Genomic DNA, 13,662 nt, shown 5'->3' on the forward strand with positions numbered 1-13,662 from the left:
ACAATATGGGAAATATTTTAATAATAGAAGATGAACAAAAAGTTTCAGAGGTATTAAAAGCATATTTGGAAAAAGAAGGGTATAGAGTTACTTGTACTAGTAGTGGGCTTAAAGGTGTGGAAATTTTTAGAACTCATGAATTTAACTTAGTAATACTTGATCTCATGTTACCAGACATAAGCGGCGAAGAAGTGTGTAAATTAATACGTCAAAGCTCTCAAGTACATATATTTATGTTAACTGCTAAAGGAACACTGGATGATAGAATAGATGGACTTAATATTGGTGCTGATGAATACTTAATAAAACCATTTAGCCCTAGAGAATTAACTGCAAGGGTAAATGCGCTTTTCAGAAGACTATCTTTAAAAAGTACTACAACTTATATTATTGATAAGGGCAGATTATCTATTGACTATGACGAGCGAGTTGTAAAAGTAAATGGACAAGTAATATCTTTTACTCCTAATGAATTTGAAATTTTATACTCTCTTATAGTAAATAAAGGGAAGGTATTATCAAGAGAGCAGCTTATAGGTAAAATATTCGGTGCTGATTTTGATGGATATGATCGTACTATAGATGTTCATATAAAGAATATTCGAAAAAAGATTGAAGAAGATACAAAAAATCCTAAATATATTATTACAGTTATGAAGGTAGGGTACAAATTTGGTGGTGATATTTAAGTGCAGTCTATAAGAAAGCGGCTAAGTATATTATTTTTTATTTGCTCAATTGCTTCATTAATAATTATTGCGTTTTTTGTTAATATTACGATTAATAAGACTTTTGATAAGTATATCCTAGATATTCAAGATACAAGACATGAAAGAATTATATCTTATTTTGAGGAAGAATATAGGCGAGAAGGTAAGTGGACAGAAAACTCTGGAACTGGGTCTATACATGAAGCCTATATGGGTAATTACTGTTTAACTCTAACTGACAGCAACAATAATGTTATTTGGGGAATGGATCCTAATGATATACAATCTAGACAACATTTAAAAGCTATGGTTACACGAGACGAAGGTATATATCAATCTAAAACTTTTGAAATTTTATATGAAGGGAGTATAGTAGGATACGTTGATATTGGACAGTACTCTTCTATTCTTTTATCTCAAGAAGATATAGATTTTAAAAATTCTATTAATATAAGTATTATTGTTAGTGGATTGTTGACACTTATTGTCGTTATTTGTATGAGTTTATTTTTTTCCAAACATTTTTCAGCACCAATTAAAGAAGTATCTAATATGTCTGTTAGTCTATCAAATGGGAACTTTGACATGAAATACACTACAGTAAGTAACATACAAGAACTCGAAAATCTAAGGAATAGTGTTAATCTATTAGCTGAAAGATTAAAGTATCAAGATACCTTGAGAAAGCGACTAGTTGCCGATATAACACACGAGATAAGAACTCCACTAAATGTATTGCAAAATAATCTAGAGGCAATGTTAGATGAAGTATTTCCAGTTACGACAGAACGCCTTAATTATCTTAATGATGAAGTAATAAGATTTGGAAAATTATTAAATAATCTCAATATATTAAAAGAATTTGAATCTGAAAGTATAAAATTTAACTTTGAAACAATTTACCTCGATGAATTATTGAAAGATTTAAAGGAAGATTTTTTTGTAGCGTCTGAGAATAAGAATATCAAACTTTATTATGAAATTGAACCTGAGATAGATTATAGTATTAAAGGAGATAAAGATAAAATAAGACAAGTTTTTATAAACTTGATTTCAAATGCCTTTAAATTTACACAAGTTGATGGGAAAGTAGAGATTAAATTATATCCTTATAATCGAAGTATAATTGTAGAGATTAAAGATGATGGAATAGGTATTAAAAATGAAGATTTGCCTTTTGTATTTGAAAGGCTATATAGAGGAGATAAAAGCAGGAACCAGATTGACGGAAGTGGATTAGGATTAACTATTGTAAAAAACATACTACAGTTTCATAACGCAACCATAGATGTTAAGAGTGAAGAAAATATTGGAACTATCTTTACAATTAGTTTTAGAAAAGACAATTAAAGTGAAAAGTAAAGATTGTTAAAAAATAATAATATAAGTAAAGTTTAAAAAAAACAGAAAAGAGGTATATATAATATGAATCAAGAGAAAAAAAAGGCTTTAATTTCTTTAAAAACTGCCAGAGGCCAAATTGATGGAATAATAAAAATGATGGAAGATGACCGTTACTGTGTAGATATTTCAAATCAGATAATTGCAGTACAAGGTCATATGAAAAAAGCAAATATTCTAATTTTAAAGCAACATATTGATCACTGTGTTAAAGATGCGATTATTGAGGGTAATGGTAAAGAGAAAATAGATGAGATTGCAGATATTTTAGAAAAAATAATTCAAAAATAAGAATTCTCTCTATATTGCTATTAACTTTATTTTCTTCATATAATCTTCATAAATTTTGTGTATTATGTTGTGTATAAATAATAATTTTAACTTTGTATAAAAACAATAATAAATTGGAGAATAATATGGAAGATTATAAAATGAAAAAAGCAATACTAATTGAAGATATAAATTGTGAGCAAGCGATAAGTCTTATTAGAGGAGCATTAAGTAAAATTTTAGGAGTTTGTAGAATTGCCATAGACCAAGATTACATAATTTTAGATGCAGATACTGAAGTAAAAGATTATGAAATAAAATACACTTTAAATAAATTAGGGTTCAGAGTAAAAAAAATATTAACTCTATAAAAGTGTTAAGTCATGTGTTTATAAGACATGACTTTTTTTTTATCGCGAAATAATGAGCTGAGTGGCTGCTTGCAGACATTTGGCGACTACCGCGTAACTCTATTATGTTTAATTTCGAATTAATAATATAGAAAAGGTGATAGGGAAAATATTTCCCTATCGTCATACATTGTTAACCTACTTGATGAGAAACTATCTTATATATTGTTCGCGTAAAACCTCCATATCGGTAGTATTTACGTCATCAACTACTTCGATTATTCCTAATATAGCATTATCTTTTAATATAATATAACTGCCTGTCGAGTTTGGTTCAATGTCAATTTCAGTTATACCGTTATTTGCAGGAAAAGAGAAAAGTGCTTCTCCAGTAAACGAATCTAAAATTAGAAATTCGCTATCAGAATTGTCAAAATCATTTATATTAAAAACTAATTTTACTTTTTCATCTTTTGAAGTAACTCCTATTAAAGGTTGAAGCTCATATCCAGTACCCTTAAATTCTAAAGTTTTATCAATAGATGTATTTATCAATACGTCTGTTGCAACTTTGCTTATATCATCTCCATAAATACTTGGTCCAATATCGGCAGCGCTATCCTCTATTGGCGTTGCACAGCAACTTGGGCCTTCACTAGCTGGAGGTATTGAGGGATCGGGAGTCGCAATGTCAACAGTATCTAGATCATCCACAACCTTTATTACGCCTCTAATCATACCCATCCAACAACTAAAATTGATATCTTTTTCCCCTGGTGTAAACTCTATTATATTTTCTCCACTACTAATTTTTTTCTCAAGATTTAATTCTCTAGCAACGATAGCATTATTACATGAATTTATCTGTTCTCCATTGATAATCCATTTGACCGGTATGCCTTTTTGAACATAAAAAGCATTTGGTGTATAACCACTGTTATTAGCAGTCATGTTTATAATTTGTATATCTTCTTCCAAAGTTGCTATTGTAATATTAGAGTTACCTCTTATAGAACTAGAAAAACTAGATAATGTAGTCACAGGATTTATGTTTAGTCCAGCAAGAGCTAAACCTCTATTTCCCATTATTAAACCAAGAACTATAATTAGAATACCGCTAAATTTAAGTATTTTTTTAGTGTATCCTTTACTTAAAAGGCCTGACAGGGCTCCAAATGTAAGCATTAAAGGAACTGTGCCAATGGAGAATACAAACATTGCTAAAGCACCTTTAGTTGCACTTCCTGTAGCTAGAGCAAATAGTTGCATAGTTTGCAAAGGACCACAAGGCATAAATCCATTTAGAATACCTACAATAAATGGAGATCCCGACTTATTTTTTGTACGACATGCAAAACTGGGCAGTTTAATTTGAAATTTTCTAAAGAGCTTAAAACCTGCCATGTTAAGGCCCATGATTATCATAAAAATACCGGCGAATACCTGTACACCAGCTTGAGCAGTGATCGAAAGTGAAAATACCGAACCAACAGCGCCTATAATACCACCTAAAATGGTGTAAGATAAAACTCTGCCTATATTGTATAATATAGAGGGTTGAATGGCTTGAAATTTATTTTGACTTTCTTTAGATAAACTTTGAGATAGCATGATGCCGCCACACATACCCACACAGTGAATTGAAGTAAGAATACCTACTACGAAAAGTACTGCATAAGATGCATTGGTAAGTCTCGCTTCCATGTCAAAACCACTTGTTTTTAACCCTAGTAGTACAACAGCTGCAACGACGATAAGAATACCCATAATTTTATAATCTTTGGAACTACTAGTACTGTAACCAGATTTTATAATAGTTGAATTTATTTTTTCTTCATTAGATAGCTTATCATCATACTTAACTTCAACAGATTCATCACTAAAATTTGCTTTGGCATCAATAATACCAGGTAATTTTTTAATAGCTCTCTCTACATGATCTTCACAAGAAGTACAGGTCATTTCGTATACCTTAAATTTTTCATTTTTAATACTCATAAATTCCTCCTATAATTGAAAAGTGATGTACTTAGTATAACGAGTAAATATGTTGATACTGTGAAGAAACTGATAATTGTTCATTAAAGTTCTCAATTAGAGATGAAAGTAATTTATCCTGCACCACTATTATTCAATAGGGGTATGAAGCAAGCGCCTACTGAATAAAGTTTCACTGTATTTGCAAGTTTCTATCTGTTATTATTTATGGAGACAAGTAAATTCTAAATATTTTAATTTGAATATGGAACAAAATATACCGTTTTATCGTCTAATAGATAAGGAGTGAAATTAATGGATGTTATAGAGCTAGAGTTATTGGCTAAGTGTATACAAGGGGATTTGGATGCCTTTGGAGTATTAATAAATAAGTATTCTATACAAGTATACAATACACTACACAGAATTCTTGGCAATGAAGAGGACGCTCAAGATGTATCACAAGAAGTTTTTATTAAAATATATAAAAATATGCATACATTTAAAGGCAAAAGTGAATTTTCTACTTGGCTATATAGAATAACTATTAATTGTGCAAAAGATTTTAATAAGAAGAAGAAGATAGATTTACTTATAGATGATACTAAAGACATAGAACAAGAGTTTTCATATGAAAAAAGCAGTAATCCTGAAGCTGCTATTGAAGAAGTTGAAAAGAGAGAGCTTGTTTTAAAAGAGCTTATGAAACTTAAAAAAAATCAAAGAATGATAATCGTACTTAGAGACATACAAGGATTGTCCTATGAGGAAATCAGTAAAGTTTTAAGTATTAGTATAGGGACTGTAAAATCTAGGATTAACAGAGCTAGAATACAGCTTAGACAGGCGCTTTTAGAAACTCCATTTGATTTTAAAAAGGGAGGTCATTAAATGGATTGCAAAAGATGTAATGAGTTAATTTCTGATAATATAGATAACAAAATTTCTAATTGGGACAAAGAGGAAATGGATAAACACTTGAAAAGTTGCCGTAAGTGTTCTAATAATTTTCGAATTACTAAAGAAATAGTAGATTCACTTAATCAGTTAGAAGAAGTTAAACCACCACAAGATTTTTCTGCTAATGTAATAAAAGAAATAAAAACAGGAAAGGGGAATAAAAAAATGTCATTTAAAAGGTTTTTATCATACGCAGCAGTTCTTGTTTGCGGTGTATTTGTTACTGCTATTGTACTTCAATGGCCATTTTCAAAGAACGATTATTACTCTTCTGACACAATGGCAATGCAAGAAGAATCAGCATATAGAACTATGGGTGACCTTAATGGTGCAGAAATAACAGAAGACAAACTAGATTCAGATTTAGGTATTACAGATGGTGGTGAAATGTCTTATAATAACGTCTTTGATAGAGATAAAATTATTTATCATGGGGATATAAATTTAGATGTTAAGGATAGTGAAAAGGCTTCAAAGGATATCAGAGATTATATTGAAGCACAGGGAGGTTTTATAGAAAACTCTTATTCAAATAAAAGCGACGAAAATAGAAATGAACCTTATACAAACCATTCATATATAGTTTTTAGAGTACCGGCAAGTAAATTCAACCAAACTATGGAAAAACTAAAAGAATTTGGAGAAGAAACTAGTACTAATATTAATAGCACTAACGTTTCTACGCAATACAGAGATATAGAGAGTGAAAAACAAAGCTTAGAGATACAAGAAGATAGATTGTTAAATTACTTGAAGGAAGCAAAAAAGGTTGAAGATATGATTACTATTGAAAGTGAGCTCAACAGAGTTAGAACTAATTTGAATAGATTAAATACGGAACTTACAAATTACGATCGATTAATAGATTATTCAAATATTACGGTAAATCTGAGGGAATCTAAAACATTAACTACTACTATTAAGTCGCCATTTGGACAACTGATTGAGAATATTAGCAAAGGATTTATTAGTTCAATTAATCTATTACTACAATCAATTGCGTTTATTATCGTTTTAACATTTAGGTTAATACCATTTTTAGTAATTTTGCTACCAATAGCTTGGGTAATTAAAAAATACGTATTAAAACGATAAGCTAAATGATGTAAGGTGAGATCACAATAGTTAATAAAATACCCTATAGGAAGACTTTGAAATGGTCTTTCTATAGGGTGTTTTATTTCGAAAGTTAGATGTTGGTAAAACCATCTAAAGAAGCTATTACTAGTAGTTTTTTATAGACTATGTTATTCTATAAGACCTTTGCTTTGCAAGAATTCTTTTGCAACGGATATAGGGCTTTCTCCGTCTACATCTACAGCATAGGTAAGTTCTACCATAGTATCGTTATCAAATATATTTCCCATAAGATTGAGGGTTTCTTTAAGATTAGGAGCTGTTTGTGAATATCTATCAAAAAGATCTTCTCTTACTAATAGAGCACCATTATACTCTGGAAAAAAATCTTGATCATCTTCTAAAATAGTGAGTTGTGCTTTTTTATTGAGACCATCAGTAGAATAAACTACAGTGATGTCAATGTTATTACTTTCAATTGCTGAATATTTTAATCCTAAATCTACAGATCTACTTTCTTTAAACTCAAGACCATAAAATGATGTGAAGGGATTAAATTTCATAGTACCTTCTTCATCAAAAAATTCATGTTCCGCACCGAATATTAATTGATCATCTACTTCTTTTAAGTCAGTAATAGTGAGCAAATTATATTGCTCTGAAAGGTTTTGAGGAACTGCTATTGCGTATGTATTGTTTATCCCTAATTTGTCTAGAAGGTATACACTGTCTTGCTCTACTGCAATTCTGTTAGAAAAATCATAAATATTTTCATCTTCAGGCACATCGCTAGGATCTAATTTAAGAAAGGTAGTTAATAAAGTTCCATCATAGCTGTTCATAATATCAGCGTTGCCTTTAACAGTTTCATTATAGCTATTTACTGGAGTCATTTCATCTTTTATAGTGATTTTTGCATCTGTATGTTCCTCTACCAATAATTTGACCATTTGATGAATAATTCTTGATTCAGAATACTGCCCATCGATAATTATTATTTCATCATCTGATGATTGACAGCCAATAATGGTGGTTGTTAAAAATAAACAAATAATAAGTAATACTAATTTTTTCAAACTCATCCCTCTTTTCTCCGCAGTCTTAAACTATTAGTGCTGTGCTACGGTACAGCACCATTTTAACTACTGGCTAATGTTTTTTAACTAGTTGCTATAATTATTTTTGGTATAGTTTTTTTTCTATCCAAGCCATAGAAAAATCGAAAATTATTGCCATTGCCATAAGTGAAAGTGTGCCAGACATAATTAGATTCATATTTTGAATATGAATACCTCTGTATATAACAGATCCTAGTCCACCACCTCCCACAAAAGTACCAAATACAGCGACACCTATAGAGGTTACAACTGCAATTCGAATACCTGTAAAAACTACTGGAAAGGCTAGGGGTAATTCTACATGTATAAGTTTGTAAAATTTACCCATGCCCATAGCAGTAGCGGCTTCTTTGATCGCAGGATCGATATTTGTCAAACCTACATAGGTGTTTCGAACGATAGGTAATAGTGAGTATAGAATTAAGCCAATAATTACAGTAAGGCTATTACCACCTATAAAAACCATAATTACTCCAAGTAATGCTAGAGCAGGCAAGGTTTGCAAAATATCTACTGACCAAAGTATTAATCTGTTAAACGATTTATTTAAATAGGCTAGAACACCTAGAGGCAAGCCAATGACAATAGTACCAATAGTTGCCATTATCACAAGGTAGAGATGTTGAAAAATTAATGTCCAACTCATTTAGAATTCTCCTCTCGTAAGCCTCTAGGTGTGACTAATTTCTGAACATAATCAATTAGTAAGCCAAGGCAAATTGCCATTATTGCAGCAGGTATAGCTCCTGCTATAATTAAAATATTGTTATTAGTACCTACGCCACGGTATATAAATTCACCAAGACCACCTAGGCCAATCATTGCTGCAAGTACCGCCCAGCTAACGGTATAAACAGTTGACATTCTCAAACCACTAATTATAGTTGGCAAAGCAATAGGTAATTCTACTCGAGTCAATATCTGGAATTGGGACATGCCACAGCCTCTTGCAGCTTCCTTGTAGGGTTCAGGGACTTCGCATATACCCACGTAAGTGTTTTTTAGTATAGGAAAGATAGCATAGATAGAAAGTGCAATAATTACTGTAGTAGGAACCATGCCAATGTAGATAAATAGTATACCGATAAAGACTATTCCCGGTATAGTTTGAAATATTGAGATAATAGGAATAATAATTTTAGAGTATTTAGGTATACGAGAAAGAAGTATACCAAGTAACAAAGCTATGCAAAATCCTATACTTACAGATATAAGTACATAATAAAAGTGGGTAAATACAGCCTTTAGTAACATTTGTCCGTAGGTACTAAAAAAATATTGCATTACATTTCACCCCATACAACACTTGCTAAAGCCTTAGCTAAGCTTGATTTTGTTATAATACCAACTACACTATTATCTCTAGTTAATACTATTACATAATCATATTTTTTATCCATTAATAGGTCGAAAGCCGTTTTTCCTACATCATCTTGAAGTACTGTAGGAAAATCTTTCGAAATCAGTGAATTTATTTTTTCGCCAGCTTTACCTTTACTCCGGATTGATTCTATTGTTACAACACCTTGAAATATTCCGGCCTTATCAACAACAATAAGAGAATCAATTTGCCTTTTTTTCATAATTTCTATACACTCTAAAGTTTTCTTATCATCTTTAATAGTAAACACTGGTGTTCTCATCAAATCCGAACAAGCCATATTTTCAGCATCTAGAAAGTTACCTCTTTTACCCATAAATTCGCTAATAATTTCATTGGCAGGAGCTCTGAGCATTTCCTCTGGCGATGCAATTTGCAAAATGTCACCTTTATCCATGAATATTATTGTGTCAGCAAGTTTGATAGCTTCATCCATGTCATGGGTTACAAATATTACAGTTAGGTTTAACTTTTTTTGCAAGTCCTTTACTTCATCTTGTAGTATATCTCTTGTAATGGGATCAAGAGCTCCAAAGGGTTCATCCATTAATATAATAGGTGGTTTTGCTGCAATAGCCCGAAGCACACCTATTCTTTGTTGCTGCCCACCGCTAAGTTCTTTTGGATATTTTTTAGCATATTGTTCATAGGGCATGCTTACCATAGAGAGTAATTCATGAACTCTGTTATTACACTTATCCTTGTCCCATTTTAAAAGTTTAGGGACAACACAAATATTTTCTTCAATAGTCATATTAGGAAAAAGCCCTATTTGTTGAATTACATAACCTATGTTCCTACGCAAATTTTCTATATCAACTTCCATAATATTTTTATTATCTATGTAAATTTCCCCAGAATCAATTTTTATAAGACGATTAAGCATTTTGAGAGTAGTAGTTTTACCACATCCAGAAGGACCAATAAGAACGACGAATTCACCATTGTTAATTTTAAAATTTATATTATTGATAACTGATACACCTTGGTATTCTTTATGTATGTTCTTGTATTCAATCAATTTAATCATCCTTTCTTAATACAGTCAAAGAGCATAAGTAACAACTTTATTATACCACTAAATTGTTACTTATGTAAACTAATCATATATGTAGCATGTAACTTAGTAACTTTGTGTCTTTAAAAATTAAGAGGTATAATACTATTGACATGATAAAACTACAAGGTTATATTGGCTAATGAAAATTAGATGTGAATATAACATAGGATTTTAATTGTTAAGAAATTTACTTTATTAATAATATAAGGGGAGATCTTATGATAAATTATACAATTGGAGAATTTGCTGCAATACTTGGAGTAACGCCAGATACACTGAGATTATATGAAAAACAGGGAATAATTAAACCTAGAATAGATGATAAGAACAATTATAGATACTATAATGATTTTGATGCAAGAAGTTTGTTAATGAGTAGATGGTATAGAAGTATGAGAATATCATTACAAGACGTGACCTTGCTTACTAAAAATTCTTCAGTAGAAGATATAATTAACAAAGTTCAAGAGACTCAAGACAAATTAGAAGATGAAATAAAAAAGAGCATTATGCTATTAAATAAAATTAAAGAATTAAACTATGAATTTAAGGAAATTAAATCAACATTAAATCAGTGCACTTTAAAGAAAATACCAGGTGTTTATCGATTAAAACAGACAAATGGAAATATGCTGTTAAATGATGATTCTTTAAGAAGCCTGGTAAGTGCGTGGATGAATACATTGCCTTATGCTTATTATTCTTATAGGATCGATTATAAAAAGATTTTATCTAAAGAAAATTATTTAGAACTTAACTGGGGATTAGCGATTAACGAAGATGAAATCGACAAGACTGGTTTGAAAATCGATCACAATATCCAATATATAAAGCCACAGACTTGCATATCTGCTGTGATACTTGCTACTGACGATGAGTATATGATGAAAGATTCGTTAGCACAAATGATTGACTATGTAAAGAAAAATAACTATAGCATTAGCGGTGATATTATAGGTAAGATAATACTTACTGAAATTATAGAGGGAGAGAAGAAATCGTATTTGGAAACAAATATACCAATATAAAGTGAAACTTTACACCGTGTGTTATTTATTTTTTAACAAACTTATTGACATTAGTGTAAGACCAAGGTTTAGAATATTAAGTATAGTCAGTATTTACTTATAAGTTTTTATACGACTCTATATTAAATGGAAAATGACTAGTCAAAAAATCAATAAGGGGGAACATTTAATGAAAAAGACACACAAAATTAATGGAATTATGGTTATTGCAATTTGTGCATTTTTGATTGTATCTATGTTTAGTGGATGCACACCAACATCTACAAATTCATTTAAAGCAGGTACATACACTGCACAAGCTCAAGGACACGGAGGACCAGTAGAGATAGAGGTAACATTTAGCGAAACAAAAATTACTGGAATAGATATTGTAAGTCAATCAGAAACAGCTGGACTTGGCGATGATGTTCTTGAAAGTATTAAAGTAAAAATACTAGAAGATCAAACTTTAGCAGTTGATACAGTATCAGGTGCTACTAACTCAAGTGTTGCGATTTTAACCGCAGTAGAAGATGCAGTTAAACAAGCTGATGGTGATGTTGATGCATTAAAAGCTAATGGCGAAAAAGCTAATGAAGGTGTAATTGAAAAATTAGAAACTGACGTAGTAGTTGTTGGAGCTGGAGCTTCTGGAGTTACTGCAGCTGTAGCAGCTGGTGACGAGGGTGCAAAAGTTATACTTATAGAAAAAACAAGAACAATTGGTGGCGCAAGTAATTTATCTTGGGCAGGTGAATTTGTTGATTCTTCTGTTGCAATCGAAAATGGTTTAAAAATTGACCAAGAAAAAATGATTGCAGATTGGGTAGAACATAATAACTGGAGAGTTGATGCATCAGCAGTAAGACAATATGTTACTAAATCTGGAGATACATATGACTGGTTAGCTGATAAAGGATATGTAACACAATTTATAAATTTCTTTGGACAACAATTACACATGTTGCCAGGATATGAAACACGTGAAGATATACTAAAAGAAATGTTAGCTGAATCAGTTGAGAATCAAGATGGACAAGTTATCACTGAAACAACTGCAAAAAGTTTAATAACTAATGAAGCAGGAGATGTTACCGGTGTAATCGCTGAAAAAGCAGACGGAACAACTTTAGAAATAACAGCAAAGAACGTTGTTATTGCAACAGGTGGATATGCAGCAAATGCAGAAATGGTTAAAGAAGCTTTTGGATTTGAAGGCGTTAATGGTGGATTAGGCCAAAATATTGGAGAAGGATTAGAGATGGCATGGAATGTAGGTGCTAAGGTTCCAGATAATTTTGGCGGACAAATGCTTCACCAAACATTAGTTAGAGCTACAGCAGACTTGAAAACTCAGTATAGCGAATTTGAAGCTAGTTACCCACTTATGTTATCTTATGTTCCAACTTTTATGAATGTAGGTAGTTCAGGTGCTAGATTTAGAGATGAAGCTGCTACCTTAAAAGCTGTTGCAGCAGCTAATACTAGCGCTTTTCAAGGACCATTTCATTATGTTATAGTATCTCAATCTCAAATTGATTCATTAATAGAAAAGGGATTAGAAGGAGTTGCAGCACCTTCACTTCCTGGAATGCCACCTGAGTTTTATCTAAGCTTTGCTGATCAATTCACACTAGATAATCCTTGGGAAAATGCAGATAAAGTGTTTGATTCTATGGTTGAAAATGGACATGGGTTTAAAGGAGATACTATAGAAGAATTGGCTAAAAATGCAGGAATGGATGAAGCTGTATTTGTTGAAACATTCAAAAATTATGAAGAAGCAACAAAAACAGGAGTAGATACAGAGTTTGGTAAAACCGCAGACTTTTTAGTCGCAAATGGTGAAGAAGGACCATATTATGCGATTATAGCTGAAATTAACAATTTAGGGTCTGTTGGTGGTTTATTAGTAAATACAAAATTCCAAGTTTTAAATGACGATAGATTGCCAATCAATGGACTCTATGCCGTAGGATTAGAATCAGAAGGTGTATTATTCAGTGATACATATATTGGTAACGGCGTTGGAATAGGGTATGCATTTACATCAGGTCGTCTAGGCGGAGAATCTGCAGGTTCTAATTCATTGGAAAAGTAATATAAAATAATATAAAGTAATATCAATTTCATAAGGCAAAACTCTCAATTTAAAACATGAGAGTTTTGCCTTATTCTACGTACTACCACCACAATTTATGATATAATATGCGCACCAGCAGATTGTTCGCAGAAGTAATATGGTTTTCCGTGCTTGCACGAGAAAAACAAATGACTTCTATGAACGAGTGCCAACGACCGAAACCCCAAAGGGGTTGAGGATAATCTGCGGAGGATAAAGTAGACTGCTA

The 13,662-nt window shown here is 31.4% G+C and carries 13 protein-coding genes; 8 read left to right on the top strand and 5 right to left on the bottom strand.

What is annotated here, in order from left to right:
- The first annotated feature begins 5 nt into the window (after window positions 1-5).
- From GC105_RS02075 to GC105_RS02090, 4 genes are all read left to right on the top strand, one after another.
- Window positions 6-689 (top strand): response regulator transcription factor, encoded by a 684-nt coding sequence (locus GC105_RS02075; RefSeq protein ID WP_152801210.1) that lies wholly within the window; start codon window positions 6-8, stop codon window positions 687-689.
- A complete protein-coding gene (locus GC105_RS02080) occupies window positions 690-2,060 on the top strand; it encodes a sensor histidine kinase (RefSeq protein ID WP_343029930.1) in 1,371 nt (456 codons plus the stop codon). It abuts the gene before it with no gap.
- Between the two features lie 75 nt (window positions 2,061-2,135).
- A complete protein-coding gene (locus GC105_RS02085; protein ID WP_152801212.1) occupies window positions 2,136-2,402 on the top strand; it encodes a metal-sensing transcriptional repressor in 267 nt (88 codons plus the stop codon).
- Between the two features lie 125 nt (window positions 2,403-2,527).
- Window positions 2,528-2,752, top strand: coding sequence for a hypothetical protein (locus tag GC105_RS02090; RefSeq protein WP_152801214.1), 225 nt, complete (start codon window positions 2,528-2,530; stop codon window positions 2,750-2,752).
- A 192-nt stretch (window positions 2,753-2,944) separates the two neighbouring features.
- Here the strand turns inward: GC105_RS02090 and GC105_RS02095 are convergent, their stop codons facing one another.
- Window positions 2,945-4,729, bottom strand: coding sequence for an urease accessory protein UreH domain-containing protein (locus GC105_RS02095; protein ID WP_152801216.1), 1,785 nt, complete (start codon window positions 4,727-4,729; stop codon window positions 2,945-2,947).
- Window positions 4,730-5,023: 294 nt separating this feature from the next.
- Between GC105_RS02095 and GC105_RS02100 the strand changes: the two genes are divergently transcribed.
- Complete coding sequence (locus tag GC105_RS02100) at window positions 5,024-5,599, top strand: RNA polymerase sigma factor (protein ID WP_152801218.1); 576 nt, start codon at window positions 5,024-5,026, stop codon at window positions 5,597-5,599.
- Window positions 5,600-6,763 carry a DUF4349 domain-containing protein gene (locus GC105_RS02105; protein ID WP_152801508.1) on the top strand — a complete coding sequence of 388 codons (1,164 nt, stop codon included), beginning with the start codon at window positions 5,600-5,602 and terminating at the stop codon, window positions 6,761-6,763.
- A gap of 152 nt (window positions 6,764-6,915) precedes the next feature.
- Here the strand turns inward: GC105_RS02105 and GC105_RS02110 are convergent, their stop codons facing one another.
- The 4 genes from GC105_RS02110 to GC105_RS02125 form a co-directional block, all read right to left on the bottom strand.
- Window positions 6,916-7,827, bottom strand: coding sequence for a glycine betaine ABC transporter substrate-binding protein (locus tag GC105_RS02110; RefSeq protein WP_152801219.1), 912 nt, complete (start codon window positions 7,825-7,827; stop codon window positions 6,916-6,918).
- A 94-nt stretch (window positions 7,828-7,921) separates the two neighbouring features.
- Complete coding sequence (locus GC105_RS02115) at window positions 7,922-8,509, bottom strand: ABC transporter permease (RefSeq protein WP_152801221.1); 588 nt, start codon at window positions 8,507-8,509, stop codon at window positions 7,922-7,924.
- The gene (locus GC105_RS02120) at window positions 8,506-9,147 is read right to left on the bottom strand and encodes an ABC transporter permease (RefSeq protein ID WP_152801223.1); all 642 of its coding nucleotides are present in this window, start codon (window positions 9,145-9,147) and stop codon (window positions 8,506-8,508) included. Before GC105_RS02120 ends, GC105_RS02115 begins: the two co-directional genes overlap by 4 nt.
- Entirely contained in the window at window positions 9,147-10,274 is a 1,128-nt protein-coding gene (locus tag GC105_RS02125; protein ID WP_193708238.1) for an ABC transporter ATP-binding protein, read from the bottom strand. Before GC105_RS02125 ends, GC105_RS02120 begins: the two co-directional genes overlap by 1 nt.
- Window positions 10,275-10,522: 248 nt before the next feature.
- On the opposite strand from GC105_RS02125, the gene GC105_RS02130 reads away from it, so the two are divergent.
- The gene (locus GC105_RS02130) at window positions 10,523-11,332 is read left to right on the top strand and encodes a MerR family transcriptional regulator (RefSeq protein ID WP_152801227.1); all 810 of its coding nucleotides are present in this window, start codon (window positions 10,523-10,525) and stop codon (window positions 11,330-11,332) included.
- A 169-nt stretch (window positions 11,333-11,501) separates the two neighbouring features.
- The gene (locus tag GC105_RS02135) at window positions 11,502-13,412 is read left to right on the top strand and encodes an FAD-dependent oxidoreductase (RefSeq protein WP_152801229.1); all 1,911 of its coding nucleotides are present in this window, start codon (window positions 11,502-11,504) and stop codon (window positions 13,410-13,412) included.
- Window positions 13,413-13,662 lie beyond the last annotated feature (250 nt).

Source organism: Alkalibaculum sporogenes (assembly GCF_009362815.1).
Classification (GTDB): Bacteria; Bacillota; Clostridia; order Eubacteriales; family Alkalibacteraceae; genus Alkalibaculum_A; species Alkalibaculum_A sporogenes.